This is a genomic window from Stenotrophomonas sp. 05L414_2, assembly GCF_056397905.1.
Window position 1 is genome coordinate 1 of record NZ_JBFTOJ010000004.1, and the last position, 21610, is coordinate 21610.

Consider the following 21610-nt stretch of genomic DNA (forward strand, 5'->3'; position numbering starts at 1 on the left):
CGTTGCTGCGGTTCATGCAGCCTCAGACAGAATTCTTCCGTGAGTTGAGCACCGATGGTTGGCTCTGCATCCCGCAATGCGCAGAGCCACTACATGCATGCGAGTCGCCCCATGGCGCTGCTTCGTTCGCAGCACTGGGCGCGCATCTCGTCCACGATGTCCACGCAGGCTTCCGAGGTGCACGATGAGCAACGAATCGAGAGGAGCCCTGCCGCCCCTGGATCTGGATGATGCCAAGGCCGCGCAGATGATTGGCAAGCTGGTGCTGGTGGGCGTTACCCGTTTTGGCGGCGATGGCCAGGTGCAGGGGCTGGAGCAGTTTGCCGGCACCGTGCTGAGGGTCAGTGCCGAAGAAGGGCTGGTGCTGGCCGATGGCGATGACGGCCATGAGCGCTACCTGCCGCCCATGCTGGACCAGTACCTGCCGGCCGCGCCAGGCGAGTACCAGTTGCGGTCCAGCGGGGTGACGGTGATCGATCCTGATTATCTGTCCACCTGGGAGTTGCACGCGCGGCAGTAGGCGAAGGGCATCCAGAGGGGCCGGGCCAGGCAGGGCCACGCTTTGCAGGATGGGGCGACTAGCCCTTCCGGCCCATTTCCCGGTGGGCAGGGGGTGTTAGATTCGGCCCATGCCCGCCGTGCGGGTACCCAACTCACACCCCAGGGGAAAAGGATGCTCATCCGTCGTACCTCTCTGGCGGCGGCCGTTGCCGTTGCCACGCTCGGCCTGCTGGCCGCCGGCCCGGCCTTCGCCGACTACGCCAAGCCGCCGGAACGCCTGCTCAAGGTGCTCAAGGCGCCGCCGCCGCCGGCACCGAACATCGACCCCAGCGGCCAGCGCCTGCTGCTGACCACCGCACAGACCTATCCGTCCATCACCCGCGTCGCCCAGCCGTACCTGAAGCTGGCTGGCGTGCGCCTGGAACCGAAGAACCGCAGCCGCCACGACACGCCCGGCGGCTATGGCATTCCGGCCTGTGTGGCCGACTTCACCCTGGTCGAGATCGTCAGCGGCAAGAGCACCAAGGTGAACCTGCCGCAGGGGTGCGCAGGTGGCGCACAGTGGTCGGCCGATGGCAGCCGTTTCGCCTTCCAGAATGCCGTCGATACCAGCGTGCAGCTGTGGGTGGGCGACGCCGCCACCGGCCAGGTGAAGCAGGTGCCGAACGTGCAGTTGAACCCCATCTTCGGCAGCACGGTGCAGTGGCTGGGCGGCAGCCAGAACCTGCTGGTGAAGCTGGTGCCGGCCAACCAGGGGCCGGCGCCGTCCAACGGCGGTACGCCCACCGGTCCGGACGCGCAGGAGTCGCTGGGCAGCAGTGGCGAGAGCAGCACCTATGAAGCGCGCGACACGCTGACCAGCGTGCACGACGAAAAGCTGTTCGCCTATTACGGTGCCTCGCAGCTGGCGGTGGTCGATGCCGCTGCCGGCAGCGTGCGCCCGGTTGGCCAGCCGGCGCTGTACAACGACGTCAACGCCGCACCCGATGGCGTGCATGTGCTGACCGAGACCCTGAAGGCGCCGTTCTCGCATGCGGTGACCTACCAGCGCTTCGCCAATGATGTGGCGGTGCTGGACCTGGCCAATGGCCGCAATACGGTTCTGGCCAGCCTGCCGCTGGCCGATCGCGTGCCGGTACACGGTGTGCCGGAAGGCCCGCGGGGTTACGACTGGCGCTCCACCGATCCGGCCACCCTGGTCTATGCCGAAGCGCTGGACAAGGGCGACTGGAAGGTGAGCGTGCCGCATCGCGATCGCGTGCTGATGCTGAAGGCCCCGTTCACCGGCAAGCCGGTGGAAATCGCCCGCACTGCACAGCGCTTCGAGGGATTTGCGTGGTCGGCCGACCCGGCCGTGTCGTTCCAGTTCGAGAACGACGAGAACCGTCACTGGATGCAGGCCCGCATCGTGGATGTGGACCAGCCGAAGAAGGAAGGTCGCCTGCTGTGGGACATGTCCAGCGATGAGCTGTACGGCAACCCGGGCAACCTGGTGTTCAAGCGCCTGCCCAGCGGTGCGCCGGTGGTGCGCCAGGAGGGCAACACCGTGTTCCTGCGCGGGCAGGGGGCGTCGCCGCAGGGCGACCGTCCGTTCCTGGATGCGCTCGATCTGGCTACGTTGAAAACCGAACGCCTGTTCCGCAGTGATGCCGATGCGTACGAGCAGTTCCTGGGGTTCAGCAACACGCCGGGTCGCTTCCTGACCTGGCACCAGTCGGTGATGGACCCGCCGAACGCATTCGTGCGTCTGCTCGGTGAGCGCATCAACGATGCCAAGGCCGGCGAGGCACAGTTCCAGTCCAAGCCTGCTGCGTTGACCAAGCTGGTCGACCCGAGCCCGGAAGTGCGGCAGATACAGAAGCGCCTGGTGACCTACAAGCGCGCCGATGGCGTGGACCTGTCGTTCACCCTGTACACGCCGCCGGGCTACAAGGAAGGCCAGCGCGTGCCGGCGATCCTGTATGCCTACCCGGCCGACTTCGCCAATGCCGCACAGGCCGGGCAGGTCTCCGGTTCGCAGCAGACGTTCACCCGTCTGCAGCCGTACCGCCTGATGCTGCTGGCCGGCTACGCGATCATCGACAACGCCTCGTTCCCGATCGTGGGTGACCCGAAGAACGCCTACGACACCTATCTGGAACAGCTGGAAGCCGACGCCAAGGCGGCGGTGGACAAGGCCGTGGAGCTGGGCGTGGTCGACCGCAACCGTATCGGCGTGACCGGCCACAGCCATGGTGGCCTGATGACCGCCAACCTGATCGCCCACACCAACCTGTTCAAGGCCGGCGTGGCGACCAGTGGCTCGTACAACAAGACCTTCACCCCGTTCGGCTTCCAGAACGAGCGTCGCTCGGTATGGCAGGCGCAGGATGTGTACCTGAAGGCCTCGCCGTTCTTCTACGCCGACAAGATCAAGCTGCCGCTGCTGCTGGTCCACGGCGAGGACGACGCCAACCCGGGCACCGAGCCGTTCCAGTCGCGCAAGCTGTACCAGGCGATCCGCGGCAATGGTGGTACCACCCGCCTGGTGATGCTGCCCAACGAGCCGCACTGGTACACCGCGCTGGAATCGAACGAGCAGCTGGTGTCGGAAATGCTCAACTGGTTCGACACCTACGTGAAGAACGCGAAGTAATCCGGCAAGGCCGCCCTCCGGGGCGGCCTTTCTGGTTCAGGCGTCCAGTAGCACCGAGCCATGCCCGGTTGTGATGCACGAAGGCTGCATGTGCCACAGAATCCGCTTTCCAAGGAGCGTCATGAAGGCCTGGTTTCTCGTCGTCGTAGCCCTGTGTCCGGCCGCTATGGCTGCTGCAGCCGATGGGCCCATGCGCATCGACGTGGCCTACGATTGGTCCGGTTGGGGAGGTGTTTCAGAGCACTGGCTTATCGAGCGCGATGTACGTGGAATCACCACGCGTGTTCGTGTCACAGATTCGGCGGGAAGCCAGGAATTGCCCAAGCAGATATTGCCGGCTGCTGCGGTCGAAGCGTTCGAAGCGTTCGAAGCGGCTATTGATGCTGCCCCGCTGTCCAAGGAGGCCACGATCAGTCTGATTGCGGGCCGCCTTGATCGCGCTGAGATGCTGGAGTTGGATCCGAAACTGCGGTCAATGCCGCCGGCATCGTGCACATTCGCCGATCAGCAGGCGTGGGCCCGTCGGACGTTGACTGTCAAGGGGCTGCACCAGCGGGTGCAGCAGCACTTCAGGGGGGACGCGGTGGCGTGGACTGACGATTATCCGGTGATGTCGGTCACGGTGAAGCGCCAGGGCAAGCCTGACGTGGTGTTTCTGTCGAGATCGCAGAAGGCCTTGATGTTGCCATGGAAGCAGCTGTCTAGTGGGCAGGTGAATCAGCGATCACTGTCGCTCGCGCCGGATCAGTGGCGCCCCGCGCTGAGTGACGCGTTGACCCGGTTGCTGCCAGAGGGGGAGGCAACACGTGCCCGCTTCAAAAGCACCTGGCTGCAGCATCGCTTGAAACAGGAGCTTGAGCTGGAGGCATTGAAGTGCACGACCGGGCCATGAACAGGGGGGGGGGGGGGCTGCGAGGGCACAGCCGGGCCAGGTATCCCCCTGTGGGTGTTGCGTAACCATCTGTGATGCAGGCATGGATCGGCCACAAAGCTGCGGTACGCTGCGCATCTGATGTCCGCTACGGGTTCGCTCCATGAAGGCCTTCATCCTCGCCGTATCGCTGTCGATTTCCGTTGTCCCGGGCATTGCATTCGCCCAGCCGTTGCCGGCTGAGCTGGCAGCGTTGGGCATCACTGCCGGCATGCCCTACAGCAAGGCCAAGCGCCTTCTTGATGCCGCAGGATGGCAGGCCAGCCCGCCACGCGATGCGCCCGAAGTGTTGGACGGTTTCCCGGAAGTGGGTTGCCAGAAGGGCGGCAACAATTGCCGTAGCACCTTCGCCAAGGATGGGCAGCAGGTCGCTCTGCAGGTGGGAACCACGCTGGCGGGCCAACCCTTCGTGCAGGGCGGCCGCTGAGCACGACGGGCACTCAGCCCAGCGGCAGGTTCTCCAGCGCACGCGACATCCGGTCATGCAGGTCGCGCACGCGTTCGGCCTTGGCATCCACGCGGCGCTCATCGCCGAAGCTGCGGACATAGGCGCATGCGGCGAAGCCGGCGCTTTCTCTTTCGTACTCGGCGATCCACGCCAGGCGGTCGGGGTTGCTGGCCTGCTCGGCCGACCAGGCCGCCACCGGCGGACGGATGTGCGCGATGATGCCAAGCCGCCACGGTTTGGGTGTCAGCCGCGCACGGAAGCAATGCTGCAGCGTGCACATGCGTGCATACAACGTGTCGGTGCCCAATGCCTTGAAGAAGGCATGCACCTGCGCATCCTGTGGTTCGAACGTGGCATGCATCGCCAGTATGCGCAGCCCGGCCGGGGTGCGGTAAGCGCGCAGGTGCCAGTCGGGGTGGTGCTCGACGAATGCCTGCACGCGCTGCAGTGCGATGCCCTCGACGCCGCCGGACCGGGCCAGCCGTCGATTGCGCCGCCCCGACAGGATCTGGTTGACCACCACCATCGCGATGCCGCCGGCCGCCAGGCCGATGTTGAAGTTGCCCAGCGCACCGCCGATCAGCGCACCGGCCGCCAGAAGCCCCAGCGCACCGAGCAGCGGCAATGCGCAGCCTGACGGAGTGGACACGTGGTCGATATCCGCAAACAGTACGTCCGGGGTGTTCAGGCACAGCGCGCCGTAGCTGTTGCGGGTAACGATGACGTCATCGCTGCGCTGCACGATCTGCTCGCGGATCGGGATGCCTTCCACACCGTAGTTGGTTCGTCGCTCGCGACGCGGCACGGCCTGGCCGCTGAGGATGGCATCGAGCGCTTCGCGCGCACGTGCATCGGCATGGGCCTGCGCGGCATCCTGGTCGTCGTCGGACCAGCCGAACCGGCGTACCACCAGCGGGCGGCCCCTGTACCTGTCCTGCAGACGGGCTTCGGCCCAGTAGGCTGGAACGATCATCATCCTGTCTTCCCCTTGCTTCCATGGCAGCCGCTCGCCGCGAGTCTGGCATAGCAGGGGAGGGCGTTGCACGATACGGCAGCGCATGCGATGACGCGGTGGTAGATTGCGCGCTTCGCGTGCACTCCACCAAGGACGGAGCCATGTTCGTGTCATTGCGTTGCCTGCTTGCCCTGGCCCTCGGCGGGGTGATCGGCACTGCCCAGGCGGCCGCGCCGGGACCGGAAATCCTGACCGCCGATGCCACCCGTTTCTACGCGCTGTACGAGGCCGCTGGCGGCAAGCCCAGCGTGGCCCAGCTTGAGCAGTACCTGGCACAGGGCACGCCGAGCCTGGCCCAGTTCGCCAAGCTGCGCCGGGTGACCGCCCAGCGCATGGCCGAAGCGATGGCGCGCGACCCTGCGCTGTACGCCAATGGACGGGCCTGCCTGGCGGAGTTGCCGGCGGTGCGGCAGCGACTGGTGCAGGTGTTCGCCAATCTGCAGGCGATCTATCCGCAGGCGAAGTTTCCGCCGGTGGCGATCGTGGTGGGGCGCGGCAAGCCGGTGGGCATGACGTACCCCGATGGCGTGGTGATCGGCCTGGAAGCACTGTGCGCGGCCGATTTCATGAACGCCAACGCGCAGGACCGCTTCGTGCACGTGATCGCGCATGAGTACGTGCATATCCAGCAGACCGGCGTGAGCGAGTACGAAGCAGGCGACCCGCAGGCGACGGTGCTGCGCGAGTCGCTGGGCGAGGGGATCGCCGAGTTCATCGCCGAGCTGATTTCCGGCAACGTTGGCAATGGCCGGCATGCCGGCTGGACGCGGGGCAGGGAAGTGCATATCGAAAGTGCCTTCGCGCTGGACGTGGACAGCACCGATCTGACGCCCTGGCTGTACAACTACACGCCGGGTTCGCAGGAGCCCTATGATCTGGGTTACTGGGTGGGCTACCGCATCGCCAAGGCGTATTACCTGCAGGCCGGCAACAAGCGCGATGCCGTGCGCGCGCTGATCCAGCAGAAGGACGCCAAAGCGATCCTGCAGGCCAGTGGCTGGACGCCGGGCATGTGGATGCCGGCGAAGGTGACGGGTGTGGCGGCAAGGGCGGCTGCATCGGCCAAGTGACCATTGGCAGGCCGCGCTAGACTGCCCAGGTCGACAACGGAGGATGCTCATGCGCAGGAGGACTTCACTGGCCTGGCTGCTGGCCGGATCGCTCATGGCGGGGCTGGCCACGCCAGCGTTGGTGCAGGCGGCCAGCAATCCATTGCTGACCAAGCCAGTGGAGCAGGTGCAGCCAGATGAAGTGCGCTTCATGCAGCAGCGTCTGTCCGATTGGCCGCAGCTGCAGAAGTACCGCGCAGCCAATGCTGCATTGCCCGCGCCACGGGACGGCCAGTCACGCGTGGTGTTCTTCGGCGATTCGATCACCGAAGGCTGGGGCAAGGAAGGCAGCAGCAGGTTCTTCCCCGGCAAGGGTTACCTCAATCGCGGCATCAGCGGGCAGACCACCGCACAGATGCTGGTGCGCTTTTCGCAGGATGTGCTGGCGCTGCGCCCGAATGTGGTGGTGATCCTGGCCGGCACCAATGACATCGCCGGGAACACCGGCCCGTCCACGCAGGCGATGATCGAGGACAACCTGCAGGCCATGCTGGATCTGGCCAAAGCGCATGGCATTGCGGTGGTGCTGGCGTCGGTGTTGCCGGTCAGCGAGTACCCGTGGATGCCGGGCATAGCACCTGCGCCCAAGGTGCGTGCATTGAATGCTGCGTTGAAGCGGCAGGCCGATGCGCGCGGGCTGGTCTATCTGGACTACCACACGCCGATGGCCAACCGTGCCGGCGGACTGGATGCGCAGTTGGCAACCGATGGCGTGCATCCGACGGCGAAGGGTTATGCGCTGATGGCACCGCTGGCCGAGGCGGCGATCAAGCGCGCGCAGGCGAACGCGCCCAAGCGCTGAGATTGGGGTAGTGGCGGGGGGGGCGGTGGCCGCCAGGGACGACGAGGCAGGGAATGCAGAACGGAATCGGCAGCAGGCTGCGCTTGGCCGGCGTGGCCACGGTACTGATGTTTGCAGGTCAGGCGAGCGCCCTTGCCGCGCCTGCAGCGTCACCGGTCACACGTGAGGCGGTGGCCGGCATTTCCCTGAGCGAATGGACAGCGCGTTGGTGGCGCTGGGCTGACGAGCAGAGGGTTGCGCCTTACCTGGATCCCGATGGTCGCCTGTGCGAACTGGGCCAGGAGGGGCCGGTCTGGAACCTGGCAGGAACCAATGGCCGCTTCCAGCCACGCAGGCAGTGCGTGGTGCCCGAAGGCAGGCACCTGTTGCTGCCCATCATCAACATGGCCAGCTACCAGACCGGGGAAGACGTCTCCTGCGAGGAGCTGCAGGCCGGCGCGGCGATCAACAACGACCATCTTGTCAGCGCTGTGGTGCTGCTGGACGGGCAGCCGTTGGGTGACGTGCGCCTGCACCGGGTGAAGAGCGAAGGTTGCTTCCGCATGGATCCGGATGACGACGACTCGAGATTGGCTGCGGCCGACGGCTACTGGCTGATGCTCAAGCCACTGACGCCCGGTCGGCACACCGTGAGCGTCGGCGCCAACTATGGTGCGCCCGAAGGTGGCGCGTACAGCCAGATGCGGCAGACCTTCGAGTATGTGCTGCATGTGGGTGGCCGCACGCAGATCACCTTCGTGACCCCCATGATGGTGGAGGCGTCTGCCCCCTGATCCGCGTGGCAGGGGTCAATCATGGTCCTGCTTCAACGCCAGATCGGCAGCCAGCAGCGCCTCCGCTGCCGCACTCAGGGCCGGCGAGGGCGGAGCAACCACGCCGATCGATTCCATCATCTGTGGCATGCCGACGAACTGACGTGCGCGGCGGTCGTAGATGCCGGTGATCAGCAGTGCACGCGTGGCGGTTTTCTGCTCCGGGCCGATCAGTACGCGCTGCTCCATGATGCCGCGTGTGCCGACCCAGCCGACCAGTCGCGTTTCCAGGGTGAAGCGCTGGAACGGCTTCAGCTCGCGCCGGAACTGGATGGTGCCGGCGCCAACAATCGGCGCCCACTTCTCACGCAGCGCCACCTTGCCCAGGCCCATGCGCAGGATCAGGTCCAGCCGGCCCAGGTCGAAGATGTTCCAGTAGCGGCCGTTGGTCATGTGCAGGTTGCTGTCCAGGTCGTTGGGCAGCACCCGGAACTGCAGGCGGGAGACGCCGAACGGGGCCTCCAGCTTCGGCCGGAACAGGCTGCACAGCAGCAGGTGGAGCAGGCGGAACCAGAGATTCATGATTATGACGACTGTTATAGAGCGGTCGATACGCTAGTCTATGACGACTGTCTTAGCAAGGAGCCGGCCGTGAGCCCGCGATCGTCCGATGCCCCCCAGCGTGTGATCGATGCCGCAGCGCAGATGCTCGCGCGTGTGGGCCTCAACGCGACCAGCATCCGCGAAGTGACCAAACTGGCTGATGCGCCGCTCGGGTCCACGTATCACCACTTCCCGGGCGGCAAGCAGGAATTGTTGGCACGGGCCACCACGATGGCCGGCGACAAGGTGGAGGCGCTGCTGATCGAACTGCTGAAGGGCGGCGCGGTGCAGGGGTTGCAGCAGTTCCTGGCGCTGTGGCGCGAGCGCCTGCTGCGCACCGGTTTTCGTGCCGGCTGCCCGGTGCTGGCGGCAGCCGTCGAGGAGCCGGTGGAGGCCACGCCGAGCCAGCCACGCGCGGCGGCCGCCGAGGTGTTTGCCCGCTGGCAGGGGCACCTGGCTGAGGCGTTCGTCGCCGATGGGCACGCGCCTGCCCAGGCGACCGGCCTGGCCAGCCTGGTGATTGCCAGTGTGGAAGGCGCAGTGGCGATGAGCCGCGCACTGCAGGACATCGCCCCGTTCGACCAGGTGGCTGCGCAGTTGTTGAAGGCAGCCGCACCGCCTGCTTGAGCGGCGCGCGGACCACTTGAAGAACATGTAGACCCACCCGGCAAACATGGGCACCATCACAGCGATACTGGATGCCACCAGCCAGCGTACATAGCGGCTGGCCGCATCGGCCCCTTGCCTTTTCAGTGCCCAGGCATGCAGAGGCAAGACCAGCAGGGCCTGCAGGAACAAGGCCGCCATTGCGCCAAGCCAAAGTGCAAACACGCCCAGGCAGCCGTCACTCATGCAATAGGTCGCGAACCACGACCCCCAGCCTGCCAGGCCGATCATCGGCAGGAACATGACGATGGCAACAGGACGGGTGAACTGGGACGCTTGCATGCAGGAGCCGATCCGTTCCGTGGCTGCCCAGAATATAGGATCCACACCGGACTGCGGTTGCCGTGGATCCGGCGGAAACTGGACGGGACGTGACCTGTAGACGCGGCGCCACGGCAGGGTAGAATCCGGCCAGCGCAGCCCGCGCGTGCCTGGCAAGGATGTCTGCATGCTGCACCACCTCTCGTTGGGTGTCCGCGATCTCGAGCGTGCAGGTCGCTTTTACGATGCCGTTCTTGCAGCACTCGGTTACCGCCGCGTTTTCGAAGACGACACTGCGATCGGCTATGGCCTGGTCGAGGATGAAGACCTGTTGTGCCTGAAGCTGCGCGACGATGCGGTTGCGCCGGGACCTGGCTTCCATCTGGCGTTGACGGCAACCTCGCGCGACGCCGTTGATCGGTTCCATCATGCGGCCTTGGCCACCGGAGGCCAGGACAACGGACCTGCCGGTCTGCGCCCGGACTATGGCGAGCGCTACTACGCTGCGTTCGTGATCGATCCAGATGGCCATCGCATCGAGGCGGTGACCAAGGCGGCGGCATGAAACACGCACGCCAGCCCGTTTCAATGCCGGGCAGCCGCAGCGGCGAAGCGATGCGTGCACGTCGGCAGCTGCAGCATCGTGGCTGGCCGCGGCTGCAGATGGCCGTGATTGTCGTGCTGACCGGTGCCGCCGGGTTCCTCGCCTCGCACGTGCTGCGCCTGGCAGGCATGGACGCGATGCTGCTGCGCTATCCGCTGGCCGTGCTGATCGCCTATGGCGTGTTCCTGCTGCTGATGTGGGTCTGGATCCGGTGGCGCTGGGATGCAGTGGCCGATGGGTTGGGCTCCGCGCCCGGCGGCGGTGACAGCCAGGCATCGCCGTGGACCGGCAGCGGCGGGCATTCCGGCGGTGGTGGCGCGTCCGCCTCCTGGGGCGAAGCCGCAGCGTCCTCCAGCGCGAGCGCCGACAGCGCATCGTTGCTGGACGTGGCCGACGGCGAGGCAGGCCTGCCGTTGCTGGCCATTCTCGGCATCATGGCGCTGGTGGCTACAGTGCTCGTGGCCAGTGCCTGGGTGGTCTGGTCTGCGCCGGTGCTGATGGCCGAGCTGCTGGTGGATGCGGCCATCGCCGGGGGTCTGTACAAGCGGATGCAGGGCATGCAGGCACAGGGGTGGTGGCGGCTGTGCCTGTCCCATACGATCTGGCCGCTGCTGAGCCTGCTGGTGTTTTTCGCCGGGCTGGGCTGGCTTGCGCAGCAGTTGGCGCCGGATGCGGTCAGCCTGATGCAGGTATTCAAGGCGTTGTAACAGGATCTGCCACGACGTTTAATATCAATCACACGCAAGGAGAAGCGCATGGATGTCGCTGCACGCAGGAACAGGAAGTTCGTTCGTTGGCTGATGGTGGCGATGTTCGCCCTGTTGATGCCCTTCGCGGTGCTGGCCCAGTCCGGGCCTGCGGCCACCCCGCCCACAACAGATGCGGCCGCCGAAGAGGCGCAGTGCCGCGCCTGCACCTATGAACGCATCGGGCACAAGGTAGACATCGGCCTGGTGGCCTTGGTGTCGCTGCTGGTGGTCGGCCTGCTGGTGGCCATTTCCCGCGAATGGGGGACGACCTCGCAGCGCTGGACCTGCCGCACGATGGCCCTGCTGCTGGTGGGCATCGGGCTGGCCCTGCTGTGGTGGGCGGGCAGCATCATCTACCTAGGCTATAACCCGTGGCAGGAGGACGCCGCTCCGCTGGATGCCGCGTTGGCCTCTACACTGCTCAGCACGTCGCCGAAGTGGCTGGCAGGGCTGTTGATGATGGGTTTCGCGCCAACCGTGTGGCGGCGCAGCGAGCGCCTGCCGTCCTGGCGCATTGCATGATCCATGGGGCGCCGGGCGATGCCCGGCGCTCCCCTTGTGAATCAGTCGAAGCGCCAGCGCACGCCTGCATACACGCCGCGGCCTTCGCCGGGCGTCGAGCGCGCCACGTCCTTGCCGGCATCGTTGTAACCGGGGGTGACGGTGGCGGCGTAATGGCGGTCAGCGATGTTGCGCATCTCCGCCCACAGCTGCCAGCGGCCGCCCGGTGCGTCGTAACCAATGCGACTACCGAAGATGACGTGGCTGTCCGCCCAATAGCTGTTGGCGTAGTCCACCGCGATGCGTGAGGCGTACTCGGTGTTCAGTGCGGCATACAGGCCCGAGGCATGGTCGAAGCGCAGTTCGGCCTGGTAAGCGTGGCGCGGCAGGCCGGGCAGGCGGTTGCTGCCAAAACGTGCATCGTGGCGATAGCGGAAATCGCTGAAGGTGTACACCTGGCGCAACGACAGACGGCCCGGTGCAGCCTGCCACAAGGTGCTGTCCAACCCGGCCTCGATGCCACGGTGCACGGTGGGGCTGGCGTTGTTCTCAGCGATGAACAGGTTCGGCACCGGCTGCAGTTCCACGCTCAGCAGCTCGTGGTTCACGTGCGCGTAGTAGCCGGTCAGTTCCCAACGACCCAGCGCCGCTTCACCGCGTGCGCCCAGTTCCAGCGTGGTGGCGGTCTGGTTCTGCATCGGCACCGGCGCACGCTGGCGGCCGGTGGAAGGGCCATTGCCCGCGCCGAAGTACTGGTTCGAGCCCCAGATCATCGACCACGGGTGCGGCGCTTCCACTGAGCGGCTGAGGTTGCCGAACCACTGCGTCTGCGGCGTCTGCTGCCAAGTGAAGCCCAGCCGCGGCGCGTAGTCCCAGTCGTGGTCGCGCAGGCGGCCGCCGCTGCTCGGCCACGTGACCTGCACATCGCGGCGGGTGTTGATCAGCGCAAAACCGGTCTGTACGCGCAGGCGATCATTCACGGCCAGGTTGTTGCCGATGTGCAGCGTGCTGTCGGTGCCGTGGTGGCGGAAGTCGCGCGTGCGGGTGCCGGCGGCATAACCGTTGTTGGCAAAGCGCAGCGACTCGCGCACATCGGCATCCAGGTCGTGGGTAATGCGCAGCCCGATGGTGGTCTCGCTGTCCAAACCGAACAGCGTGTGCCGGCGACGGTAGTCCAGCGTGGCATTGAGGTTGGCGTAGTCCAGCTGCTGGCGGTACAGGCTCTCGTTCAAGTCCATCGGGTAYKTGTGRTASACCAGCCCGGCCTGCAGCGARGAAKCYTCGTCGATCTGCMRGGTGGTSAKRTTGCCSAYCCAGGTGCTGCCCGGCTGCGGACGGCGCGCRTCGATGGCCAGGTTGGCCGCGTTCGCCGCGCGCGGATCATTGCGGATCTGCTCGCGGGTCAGGCGCCCGGGTGTCTCGTGGTTGGTTTCGCGGTAGCGCACGAAGAAGCGGGTCTGCAGATCGGGGGTGATCTGCCAGCCGATGTTGGCCATCGCGCCCTTGCCATCGCCGGCCGCATGGCGCTGGTAGCCATCGAATTCGGTATCTGTATAGGCCAGGAAGTAGTCGACGTCACCACTGGCGCCGCCCCAGCTGATCCCGCGCTTCTGGTAGCCGCGKSYGCCRGCTTCGTAGTGCAGCTGCACGCCAGCCGAGTCGCGACCGCTGCGGCTGATGTAGTCGATGGCTCCGCCCAGTGCCAGCGCGCCGCGTTCGAAGCCGTTGGCACCGCGCAGCACTTCCACGCGCGACAGCCACAACGGTTCCAGCAGCTCGTAAGGTGTGCCGCCCGGGCCGGTCAGTGGAAGGCCGTCGATCGACACCGCAATGCCGGAAGCATGTGCACCTGGGCCGCGGTTGATGCCCGAGCCGCGGATCGACACCTTGGTGCCTTCATTGCCCGGCGACTGCGTGCTGATGCCGGGCTGGTAGGCCAACACGTCGGCGCTGCTGGACAGGCGGCTGTCCGCCTTGGCCACGTCGATCACGTTGCTGGCGCCCGGCACGCGCTTCAGCGCCTCGCGCGCCTGCGCGCTGGCATCGGCGGCAGTGACCTGCACCGCGTCCAGGGTGGTGGCCTGTGGGGCGGCGTGGGCGGTGGCGGACAGGCCAAGCAGGATGGCCAGCGACAGCAGGGAGGGGGCGGGGCGATGCGGCAGGAAGGGCATGCGGACAGTCTGTAAACCAAAAAACAGGCGCGAAAGTTAACAGATCGAGTGCGGTACGTCACCCCCGGCAGGCCGGGAATCGGCTACATCCCAGGAACAACTCGCCAGTAGTCCGGTTCTTGCGCTCAACCAGCGGCGCAGCGCACTTCCGGCAGGTCGCGGCAGTTGCGGCTTGCGTGGGCGTTGCCAGGGTTGGCTCCAGCCGTTCCAACGGTTCGGTGATCGGCCGAGTCTGCACTTCGCGGATCATCCGCAGTAGCTCGGCGCCGGGCACCAATGCGACGGGTTTGCCCGCCACGAAGGCTTGGGCATCACGGCTGAACTTGCCCGAGCTGACAACCATTGCCGCGTCCGCCTTGTGGTGCGCGAGCAGCCCGTACATCTCGCGCACGACCGCCACGCCTACCTGCTGCCGTCGCCATTGCTTGCATTGCACCAGCGTGCGCTTGCCGTTGCGTCGCAGGATCAGGTCGATGCCACCGTCCGCGCCGCCCAGTCCGGTTTCTTCGACTGCATAGCCTTGGCGCCGGAAGGCTTCGCCGACAAGAAGCTCGAAGTTTCGCCAGCCCGTCGTGGCCAGGCTTTCCAACCCGGTTCGGGTATCCAGCAGCTGGCGTCGCTTATAGGCGCCAGCCAAGGAAAACAAGGTGGCAAGCATGCAGATCGCCAACCAGGCCCAGGCAAATACCGGTTGGGCAAGAACCTGAAGGAGGATGTCGCCAGTGGGGGCAGTGACAGGTTGGCGCCAAGCCGGTAACAACCAGCGCAGAGTGGCGAAGCCGAGCCCGCCCACCGCTGCGTTGATGTACCACGGCCATGTGGCCATGACATCCAGAAGACTGTTGCGCCTGCGTCCCATGCATTTTTCTCCGACGTGCTCGCCATTGTTCAGTCGAGCCTTCCGATTGGTTTTCCGGTGTGCCCCACAGCAAATTCCAGTAGAAGAGGCTCGACTCTACAAAGCGGATTTCACCAGTGCTTTTGATTTGGCGTATAGCGTTTTGGCCATCTCAGCGTTACCGAGCGCAGCATGGCATTCGGCAAGGCTGTCCCAGGCGTTGGCCGAGGTGGGATACAGGGCCGCGTTGAGGGCGAAGACCTTCAGCGCGGGCCGGTTGCCCAGATTGTTGCGGATCGCGTAGCCGGTTGCATTGATGGCCCGCTCCAGTTCGTCGGATGCAATGCCACTGCTTTCGCTCAGCCACGCACGCAGATCACTTTCACTGCTGCTGTCGCCGGTCAAGGCATAGCCGACCAAACGTTCGGACAGTGCTGCATGCGGAAACTCGCCTGGCGCAGCCACTGCCATCGTGCTTTCCACCAGCGTGCTCGACCAGGCACTGCGGGCGCTGCCATTGGTCAGGTACACGAACACCCAGTAGCCGCTGGCCAGCGTGCCCTTGTAGGCCAGCCGCGCGCGCACGCGGGTGCCACCATCGTGGCCGACCTGTGTGTAGCCATCGCTGCGGGTCGTATCCCAGCCGGTGGAGAAGAAGTTGCTGCCACCGCCGGTCAGTGTCTGTGGCTGCCACAGCGCTTCCAGCGTGGCAGTGCGCACCAGCTTGCCGGTCGCCAGTGCCTGCAGGAAACGGTTCATGTCGCCCACGGTGGTCTGCAGATCGGCGTGGCCCCAACCGTAGTTCGGCCATGGATCTTCATTGGCCGGCTGCAGCTGGCCGTCCTTGCCGATGTACGGCATTGCCGCGCGCTGCGCCGGCACGCTGGCTGCTCCCCACGAGGTGCTGGTCATTTTCAGCGGCTGCAGGATGCGTTCGCGTGCAATGACCGGATAGGGCTGGCGGTACTGCGCCTCCAGCAACGCAGTCAGCACCAGGTAGTTGGCCTGCGTGTACTGCACGCGGCTGCCGGTTCTGAACTGCAGCGGCGCCGAACCGGCCACCTTCAACGCAGCAGCAAGATCGGGTGCCACGCCCGGGTAGCCTTTGCTCACCCAGCGGTTGTCCACGCGGTCGTAGTATTCGCCGATGCCAGAGCTGTGGTTGAGGAAGTCACGCACGTGGATGGCCTGCCACGCGGTCGGCAGGTCCGGCACATAACGACTGACGGGGGCATCCAGATCCACCTTGCCCTGGTCCACCAGCTGCATCACCAGCGTGCTGGTCAGCAGCTTGGCCATCGACTGCGCGGCGAAGATGGAGTCGACGGTGGCGGGCGCGTGGGTGGCGGGATCGCGCTCACCACTGGCGTCCTCGTAAAGCACGTTGCCGTCGTGTGCGACCAGTACCGCCTGGCCGGCGATGCCGTAGCGTTCGCGATTGGCCTGGAGCTGGCTGTTGAGCTGGGAAGCAAGATCTGGCGGAACATCCCGCGCCGAAGCGAACGGGGTGGCAAACAGGGCGCAGAGCAATGCAGCAGCGAGCGTGCGGTACATCGCGGTGATCCGTCAGCGGCGATGGCGCATCTTGGTCACGGCGGGGGATAGGGTCAAGCCAGGAGGGTTGTGCCGACCAAGGTCGGCATCCACCAGAGCGATGGCCATCAGGAAGAGCCGGCCAGCGGCCGGCACTACCCGGGTGCTGGGTCAGCCGAGGATTCCCGGCAGATCCAGACCCTTCTCCTTCGCGCACTCAATCGCGATTTCATACCCCGCATCGGCATGGCGCATCACGCCGGTAGCCGGGTCGTTCCACAGCACGCGTGCAATGCGCTTGGCCGCCGCTTCAGTGCCATCGCAGACGATCACCATGCCGGCGTGCTGCGAGAAGCCCATACCCACGCCGCCGCCATGGTGCAGTGACACCCACGTCGCGCCACTGGCGGTGTTGAGCAGGGCATTCAGCAGCGGCCAGTCGGACACAGCATCGGAGCCGTCGGACATCGCTTCGGTTTCGCGGTTCGGCGAGGCCACGCTGCCGCTGTCCAGATGGTCGCGGCCGATCACCACCGGCGCCTTCAGTTCACCGTTGGCCACCATCTCGTTGAAGGCCAGGCCCAGTCGATCACGATCGCCCAGACCGACCCAGCAGATGCGCGCCGGCAGGCCCTGGAACTTGATCTTCTCGGCGGCCATGTCCAGCCAGCGGTGCAGGTGCGGGTTGTCCGGAATCAGCTCCTTCACCTTGGCATCGGTCTTGGCGATGTCTTCCGGGTCGCCGCTCAGCGCCGCCCAACGGAACGGGCCGATGCCACGGCAGAACAGCGGCCGGATGTAGGCCGGCACGAASCCSGGGAARTCGAACGCATCCTCGACRCCTTCTTCCAGCGCCATCTGCCGCAGGTTGTTGCCGTAATCCACGGTAGGCACGCCCAGCGAGTGGAAACCGAGCATGGCGCGGATGTGGTTGGCCATCGACGCACGCGCGGCCTTTTCCACTTCCTTCGGGGCGGTCACGCGCTTGGCATCCCATTCTTCCACCGTCCAGCCCTGCGGCAGGTAGCCGTTCACCGGGTCGTGGGCGGAGGTCTGGTCGGTCAGCAGGTCCGGCTTCACGCCGCGGATCAGCAGTTCGTCCAGCACGTCGGCAACGTTACCGAGCAGGCCCACCGACAGCGGCTTTTTGGCGGTGCACGATTCTTCGATCAGGCGCAGGGCCTCGTCCAGATCATCGGTCCAGGTATCCAGGTAGCCGGTGCGCAGGCGCATCTCGATGCTGCTCTTGCGGCATTCCACCGCCAGGCACGAGGCGCCGGCCATCACCGCGGCCAGCGGCTGCGCGCCACCCATGCCGCCCAGCCCGCCGGTGAACAGCCACTTGCCGGCCAGGCTGCCGTTGTAATGCTGGCGGCCCATTTCCACGAAGGTTTCGTAGGTGCCYTGRACGATGCCCTGKSYGCCGATGTAGATCCAGCTGCCGGCGGTCATCTGGCCATACATCGCCAGGCCTTTCTTATCCAGCTCGTTGAAGTGATCCCAGTTGGCCCAACGCGGCACCAGGTTGGAGTTGGCGATCAGCACGCGCGGTGCATCGGCATGGGTGCGGAACACGCCCACCGGCTTGCCCGACTGCACCAGCAGGGTCTGGTCGTCGTCCAGGCGCTTGAGGGTTTCGACGATGGCGTCGAAGCTCTCCCAATCGCGTGCGGCACGGCCGATGCCGCCGTACACCACCAGCTCCTGCGGCCGCTCGGCCACGTCCGGGTGCAGGTTGTTCATCAGCATGCGCAGCGGCGCTTCGGTGAGCCAGCTCTTGGCGGTGAGCGTGGTGCCGGTCGGTGCGGCAATGGTGCGGGACGGGTCGTTGCGGGTCATGCGGCGCTCCGGTTCGTAGCGAATTCAAGGCAGGCATTGAGCACCTGCGCCAGGGTGTGGCGCAGCGGTGCGGCGTGTTCGGGGTCGAGCGGGGTGGGCCAGCTGTGCTCGTCCACCTGGTCGGGTAGTGGTTCGTGCATGTAGCCGCGGCAGGCCAGTTCCATCTGCAGGCTGTGCACACCACCGGCAATGCTGCTGTAGTGGCGGGTGATCCAGCCGCCCTTGAAGCGGCCGTTGCGCACCTGGCTCATGCCGCTGAGCGCCAGCAGGTTCTCCACCACATCGCTCAGTGCGTTGTCGCAGGAGGTGTCCGGTGCACCGGACGGCCCGGCGGTGCCGAGATTGAACTGCGGCAACTCGCCCTCGAACAGGTGCGGGATGTGCGAACGGATCGAATGCGCGTCGTACACCACCACGGTGCCGTGGCGTGCACGCAGGCGTGCGATCTGCGTGGCCAGTGCGTTGTGGTACGGCGCGAAATACGTGTCGCGGCGCCGGGCAATCTCGGCGTCGTCCGGCTCGCGACCGGCGTGGTACAGCGGCTGGTTGTCGAAGGTGGTCAGCGGGCACAGGCCGGTGGTGTTTTGCCCCGGGTACAGCGACACGCCGCTGGGGTCGCGGTTGAGGTCGATCACCGAACGCGAGATTGCCGAGCGCACGGTGGTCGCGCCCATGCCGCGTGCGAAGTCGTACAGCTCATGCACCCACCAGTCGGCATCGCGGCGCGCCAGCCACGGCGAGTGGAAATCGCCGATCAGGTCATGCGGCAGCTCGCTGCCGGTGTGCGGGAAGCTGACGATCAGCGGCGCGTCGCCTTCGTGCACGGTCAGCCATTCGGGATGGCCGTTCATGCCTGCGGTTCGACCGTGGGCAACAGCTCGGCCAGACCCTTGGCCAATGCGCCGCTGCGGACCAGATCGGTTGCGATCACCATGTCCGGGTGGAAATAGCGGTCGTCCTGCAACATCGGCACCTGTGCACGCAGCGTGGCGCGCACGTTTTCCAGCGCCTTGCTGGAGCGCAGCGGCGCATGGAAGTCGCAGCCCTGCGCAGCGGCCAGCAGCTCGATACCGATTACGTTGGCTGCGTTCTCGGCCATCTGCATCAGGCGGCGCGCACCGTGCGCGGCCATCGACACGTGGTCTTCCTGGTTGGCCGAGGTGGGAATCGAATCGACGCTGGCGGGGTAGGCGCGCTGCTTGTTTTCCGAGACCAGCGCAGCGGCGGTCACCTGCGGAATCATGAAGCCGGAGTTCAAGCCCGGGCGCGGGGTCAGGAAGGCTGGCAGGCCGGACAGCGCAGGGTCGACCAGCATCGCCAGGCGGCGCTCGCTGATCGAACCGATTTCGCACACAGCCATCGCCAGCATGTCGGCGGCGAAGGCCACCGGCTCGGCGTGGAAGTTGCCGCCGGACAGCGCCTCACCGGTGTCGGTGAACACCAGCGGGTTGTCGGACACGCCGTTGGCTTCGATTTCCAGCGTGGTCGCAGCCTGGCGCAGSAYGTCCAGCGCCGCGCCCATCACCTGSGGCTGGCAGCGCAGGCAGTACGGGTCCTGCACCCGCACGTCGTTGTCGCGGTGCGATTCACGGATGCCCGAATCCTGCATCAGCGTGCGCAGGGTGGCGGCGGTGGCGATCTGCCCACGCTGGCCACGCAGCGCGTGGATGCGCGGATCGAACGGCGTATCCGAGCCCTTGGCCGCTTCCACCGACAGCGCGCCGGTGACCAGTGCGGCCTGGAACACGGTTTCGATCTCAAACAGGCCGGCCAGTGCGTACGCGGTGGAGAACTGGGTGCCGTTGAGCAGGGCCAGGCCTTCCTTCGCGCCCAGTTCCACCGGCTGCAGGCCGGCGCGTGCCAGTGCGTCCACGGCGGGCAGGCGTTCTTCGCCGACGAAGGCCTCGCCGACGCCGATCATCACGCTGGCCAGATGCGAGAGCGGTGCCAGGTCGCCCGAGGCACCGACCGAGCCCTGCGCCGGCACCACCGGCAGCACGCCCTTCACCAGCATTGCTTCCAGCAGCAGCAGCGTTTCCTCGCGCACGCCGGAAGCACCCTGGGCCAGGCTGACCAGCTTCAACGCCATCATCAGCCGCACCACATTGGCCGGCATCGGCTCGCCCACGCCCGCGGCATGCGAGAGCACGATGTTCCGCTGCAGGGTGGCCAGGTCCTCGCGCTCGATGCGCACGCTGGCCAGCTTGCCGAAACCGGTGTTGATGCCATACACCGGTGCGCCCTTGGCGACGATGGCAGCCACCGTTGCGGCACTGGCGCGCACCGCCGGCAACGCGGCCGGGTCAAGCGACAGCGGCGCACCGCGATACCCCTGCCGCCACTGGGCGAGGGTGACATGGCCGGGGCGAAGAACCAGGGTGTTGCTCATGTGTTGCTCCAGGAGGCAGGCAGGTCGGGCTGTCCGCGCACCACGCGCGCGTGCAGCGGGTTGAATCCAATGCGATAGACCAGGTCGGCGGGGGCGTCGATGTCCCAGATCGCCAGGTCGCAGTCCATGCCGACGGCCAGGCGGCCGATGCGCTCGCCATGGCCCAGCGCACGCGCCGCTTCACGGGTGAAGCCGGCGATGCACTCGTCCACGGTCAGGCGGAACAGGGTGGCGCCCATGTTCATTGCCAGCAGCGGGCTGGTCAGCGGCGAGGTGCCGGGGTTGCTGTCGGTGGCCAGTGCCAGCGGCACGCCGGCCGCACGCAGCGCGGCGATCGGCGGCAGGGTGGTATCGCGGGTGAAGTAGAACGCGCCCGGCAGCAGCACGGCGACGGTACCGGCGGCGGCCATCGCGGCGATGCCGGCGTCGTCCAGGTGTTCGATATGGTCGGCCGACAGTGCACCGAAACCGGCCGCCAGTTCGGCGCCATGCTGGTTGCTCAGTTGTTCGGCGTGGATCTTGATCGCCAGCCCATGCGCACGCGCAGCGTCGAATACCTGGCGGGCCTGCGCCGGCGAGAACGCGATGTTCTCGCAGAAGATGTCCACGGCCTCGGCCAGGCCTTCTGCAGCGATGGCCGGAATCATCACCTCGCACACCTCATCGGTGTATTCCTGCGCCTCGCGACCGGGCGGCACCGCGTGCGCACCGAGGAAGGTCGGCACCACGTTCACCCGGCATTCCTCGCCCAGCGCGCGGGCCACCTGCAACTGCTTGCGCTCGTCCTGCAGGGTCAGGCCGTAGCCGGACTTGATCTCAATGGTGGTTACGCCTTCGGCGCGCATCGCCAGCAGGCGCGGGCGGCTCTCGCGTGCCAACTGCTCTGGCGAGGCAGCACGGGTGGCGCGCACCGTAGAGACGATACCGCCACCGGCACGGGCGATCTCTGCATAGCTCACGCCCTGCAGGCGCTGCTCGAATTCGTTGGCGCGGTTGCCGGCGTAGACCAGGTGGGTGTGGCAGTCGATCAGACCGGGCGAGATCCATCGGCCTTCGCCGTCGATGCGGGTGGTCGGCTGCAGATGGGCATCGCTGCCGGCGGGGCCGACATGCACGATGCGGCCATCGGTGGCGGCCAGTACTGCATCGCGCAGGACACCCAGGCCCTCGCCATCAAGGGTCATCAGGTGGACGTTGGACCAGAGGGTATCGACGTGCATGGCATCCACAACGCAGCTGTGCTTATATGTCTATACAATATAG

At 66.3% G+C, this 21610-nt stretch carries 20 protein-coding genes; 11 read left to right on the forward strand and 9 right to left on the reverse strand.

The genetic code is table 11. The annotated features are described in order from the left end of the window. Positions 1–184: 184 nt before the first annotated feature. The 4 genes from AC1DJN_RS01185 (at position 185) to AC1DJN_RS01200 (ending at position 4494) form a co-directional block, all read left to right on the forward strand. Positions 185–520: a hypothetical protein gene (locus AC1DJN_RS01185; protein WP_025876944.1), complete on the forward strand. Its 336-nt coding sequence runs from the start codon at positions 185–187 to the stop codon at positions 518–520. A 153-nt stretch (positions 521–673) separates the two neighbouring features. Continuing rightward, positions 674–3136 (forward strand): S9 family peptidase, encoded by a 2463-nt coding sequence (locus tag AC1DJN_RS01190; RefSeq protein ID WP_442252042.1) that lies wholly within the window; start codon positions 674–676, stop codon positions 3134–3136. A gap of 121 nt (positions 3137–3257) precedes the next feature. After that, positions 3258–4028, forward strand: a complete 771-nt coding sequence (locus AC1DJN_RS01195; RefSeq protein WP_442252041.1) for a hypothetical protein — start codon at positions 3258–3260, stop codon at positions 4026–4028. A gap of 142 nt (positions 4029–4170) precedes the next feature. Continuing rightward, complete coding sequence (locus tag AC1DJN_RS01200; RefSeq protein ID WP_032976281.1) at positions 4171–4494, forward strand: hypothetical protein; 324 nt, start codon at positions 4171–4173, stop codon at positions 4492–4494. A gap of 13 nt (positions 4495–4507) precedes the next feature. Here the strand turns inward: AC1DJN_RS01200 and AC1DJN_RS01205 are convergent, their stop codons facing one another. After that, a complete protein-coding gene (locus tag AC1DJN_RS01205) occupies positions 4508–5491 on the reverse strand; it encodes a hypothetical protein (RefSeq protein WP_282280533.1) in 984 nt (327 codons plus the stop codon). A 140-nt stretch (positions 5492–5631) separates the two neighbouring features. Here AC1DJN_RS01205 and AC1DJN_RS01210 point away from each other — a divergent pair, with 140 nt between their 5' ends. Genes AC1DJN_RS01210 through AC1DJN_RS01220 form a run of 3 tightly spaced genes read left to right on the forward strand, consistent with a single transcriptional unit; the run spans position 5632 to position 8214 of the window. Then, entirely contained in the window at positions 5632–6600 is a 969-nt protein-coding gene (locus AC1DJN_RS01210; RefSeq protein ID WP_442252040.1) for a DUF2268 domain-containing putative Zn-dependent protease, read from the forward strand. A gap of 49 nt (positions 6601–6649) precedes the next feature. After that, complete coding sequence (locus AC1DJN_RS01215; protein WP_442252039.1) at positions 6650–7441, forward strand: SGNH/GDSL hydrolase family protein; 792 nt, start codon at positions 6650–6652, stop codon at positions 7439–7441. Positions 7442–7494: 53 nt separating this feature from the next. Next, positions 7495–8214 carry a hypothetical protein gene (locus tag AC1DJN_RS01220; protein WP_051584998.1) on the forward strand — a complete coding sequence of 240 codons (720 nt, stop codon included), beginning with the start codon at positions 7495–7497 and terminating at the stop codon, positions 8212–8214. Positions 8215–8229: 15 nt separating this feature from the next. On the opposite strand, the gene AC1DJN_RS01225 is transcribed toward AC1DJN_RS01220, so the two are convergent. Then, positions 8230–8775, reverse strand: coding sequence for a thioesterase family protein (locus AC1DJN_RS01225; RefSeq protein ID WP_080148474.1), 546 nt, complete (start codon positions 8773–8775; stop codon positions 8230–8232). Positions 8776–8844: 69 nt separating this feature from the next. Between AC1DJN_RS01225 and AC1DJN_RS01230 the strand changes: the two genes are divergently transcribed. The 4 genes from AC1DJN_RS01230 to AC1DJN_RS01245 all read left to right on the forward strand — a co-directional run bounded on the left by AC1DJN_RS01230 (position 8845) and on the right by AC1DJN_RS01245 (position 11598). Next, complete coding sequence (locus tag AC1DJN_RS01230) at positions 8845–9423, forward strand: TetR/AcrR family transcriptional regulator (RefSeq protein ID WP_099842976.1); 579 nt, start codon at positions 8845–8847, stop codon at positions 9421–9423. A gap of 487 nt (positions 9424–9910) precedes the next feature. Then, a complete protein-coding gene (locus AC1DJN_RS01235; RefSeq protein ID WP_032976270.1) occupies positions 9911–10288 on the forward strand; it encodes a VOC family protein in 378 nt (125 codons plus the stop codon). Beyond that, the gene (locus AC1DJN_RS01240) at positions 10285–11034 is read left to right on the forward strand and encodes a hypothetical protein (protein ID WP_478013518.1); all 750 of its coding nucleotides are present in this window, start codon (positions 10285–10287) and stop codon (positions 11032–11034) included. The genes AC1DJN_RS01235 and AC1DJN_RS01240 overlap by 4 nt, the downstream gene beginning before the upstream one ends. Before the next feature lie 48 nt (positions 11035–11082). After that, complete coding sequence (locus AC1DJN_RS01245) at positions 11083–11598, forward strand: hypothetical protein (RefSeq protein WP_315828859.1); 516 nt, start codon at positions 11083–11085, stop codon at positions 11596–11598. 41 nt (positions 11599–11639) lie between these two features. On the opposite strand, the gene AC1DJN_RS01250 is transcribed toward AC1DJN_RS01245, so the two are convergent. The 7 genes from AC1DJN_RS01250 to hutI all read right to left on the reverse strand — a co-directional run bounded on the left by AC1DJN_RS01250 (position 11640) and on the right by hutI (position 21567). Beyond that, the gene (locus tag AC1DJN_RS01250; protein WP_478038615.1) at positions 11640–13748 is read right to left on the reverse strand and encodes a TonB-dependent receptor family protein; all 2109 of its coding nucleotides are present in this window, start codon (positions 13746–13748) and stop codon (positions 11640–11642) included. A 58-nt stretch (positions 13749–13806) separates the two neighbouring features. Then, entirely contained in the window at positions 13807–14607 is an 801-nt protein-coding gene (locus AC1DJN_RS01255) for a restriction endonuclease (RefSeq protein WP_032976265.1), read from the reverse strand. Between the two features lie 96 nt (positions 14608–14703). Then, positions 14704–16140, reverse strand: a complete 1437-nt coding sequence (locus AC1DJN_RS01260; RefSeq protein ID WP_442252138.1) for a serine hydrolase domain-containing protein — start codon at positions 16138–16140, stop codon at positions 14704–14706. 150 nt (positions 16141–16290) lie between these two features. Further along, on the reverse strand, positions 16291–17958 hold the full coding sequence (hutU, locus tag AC1DJN_RS01265) for a urocanate hydratase (protein WP_478038617.1): 1668 nt from the start codon (positions 17956–17958) through the stop codon (positions 16291–16293). Then, positions 17955–18809 (reverse strand): N-formylglutamate deformylase, encoded by an 855-nt coding sequence (gene hutG / locus AC1DJN_RS01270; protein ID WP_032976262.1) that lies wholly within the window; start codon positions 18807–18809, stop codon positions 17955–17957. The genes hutU and hutG overlap by 4 nt, the downstream gene beginning before the upstream one ends. Next, positions 18806–20347, reverse strand: coding sequence for a histidine ammonia-lyase (gene hutH / locus AC1DJN_RS01275; protein WP_478038619.1), 1542 nt, complete (start codon positions 20345–20347; stop codon positions 18806–18808). The genes hutG and hutH overlap by 4 nt, the downstream gene beginning before the upstream one ends. Continuing rightward, positions 20344–21567 carry an imidazolonepropionase gene (gene hutI / locus AC1DJN_RS01280; protein ID WP_025876976.1) on the reverse strand — a complete coding sequence of 408 codons (1224 nt, stop codon included), beginning with the start codon at positions 21565–21567 and terminating at the stop codon, positions 20344–20346. Before hutI ends, hutH begins: the two co-directional genes overlap by 4 nt. Positions 21568–21610: the final 43 nt, after the last annotated feature.

Excerpts from the sequence above, each read along its gene's own strand:
- AC1DJN_RS01190 (WP_442252042.1), top strand. The coding sequence starts at position 674 with ATGCTCATCCGTCGTACCTCTCTGGCGGCGGCCGTTGCCGTTGCCACG.
- AC1DJN_RS01240 (WP_478013518.1), top strand. The coding sequence starts at position 10,285 with ATGAAACACGCACGCCAGCCCGTTTCAATGCCGGGCAGCCGCAGCGGC.
- AC1DJN_RS01220 (WP_051584998.1), top strand. The coding sequence starts at position 7,495 with ATGCAGAACGGAATCGGCAGCAGGCTGCGCTTGGCCGGCGTGGCCACG.
- AC1DJN_RS01195 (WP_442252041.1), top strand. The coding sequence starts at position 3,258 with ATGAAGGCCTGGTTTCTCGTCGTCGTAGCCCTGTGTCCGGCCGCTATG.
- AC1DJN_RS01235 (WP_032976270.1), top strand. The coding sequence starts at position 9,911 with ATGCTGCACCACCTCTCGTTGGGTGTCCGCGATCTCGAGCGTGCAGGT.
- hutG (WP_032976262.1), bottom strand. The coding sequence starts at position 18,809 with ATGAACGGCCATCCCGAATGGCTGACCGTGCACGAAGGCGACGCGCCG.
- AC1DJN_RS01260 (WP_442252138.1), bottom strand. The coding sequence starts at position 16,140 with ATGTACCGCACGCTCGCTGCTGCATTGCTCTGCGCCCTGTTTGCCACC.
- AC1DJN_RS01255 (WP_032976265.1), bottom strand. The coding sequence starts at position 14,607 with ATGGGACGCAGGCGCAACAGTCTTCTGGATGTCATGGCCACATGGCCG.
- AC1DJN_RS01210 (WP_442252040.1), top strand. The coding sequence starts at position 5,632 with ATGTTCGTGTCATTGCGTTGCCTGCTTGCCCTGGCCCTCGGCGGGGTG.
- AC1DJN_RS01225 (WP_080148474.1), bottom strand. The coding sequence starts at position 8,775 with ATGAATCTCTGGTTCCGCCTGCTCCACCTGCTGCTGTGCAGCCTGTTC.
- AC1DJN_RS01185 (WP_025876944.1), top strand. The coding sequence starts at position 185 with ATGAGCAACGAATCGAGAGGAGCCCTGCCGCCCCTGGATCTGGATGAT.
- AC1DJN_RS01245 (WP_315828859.1), top strand. The coding sequence starts at position 11,083 with ATGGATGTCGCTGCACGCAGGAACAGGAAGTTCGTTCGTTGGCTGATG.
- AC1DJN_RS01205 (WP_282280533.1), bottom strand. The coding sequence starts at position 5,491 with ATGATGATCGTTCCAGCCTACTGGGCCGAAGCCCGTCTGCAGGACAGG.
- AC1DJN_RS01200 (WP_032976281.1), top strand. The coding sequence starts at position 4,171 with ATGAAGGCCTTCATCCTCGCCGTATCGCTGTCGATTTCCGTTGTCCCG.
- hutI (WP_025876976.1), bottom strand. The coding sequence starts at position 21,567 with ATGCACGTCGATACCCTCTGGTCCAACGTCCACCTGATGACCCTTGAT.
- AC1DJN_RS01215 (WP_442252039.1), top strand. The coding sequence starts at position 6,650 with ATGCGCAGGAGGACTTCACTGGCCTGGCTGCTGGCCGGATCGCTCATG.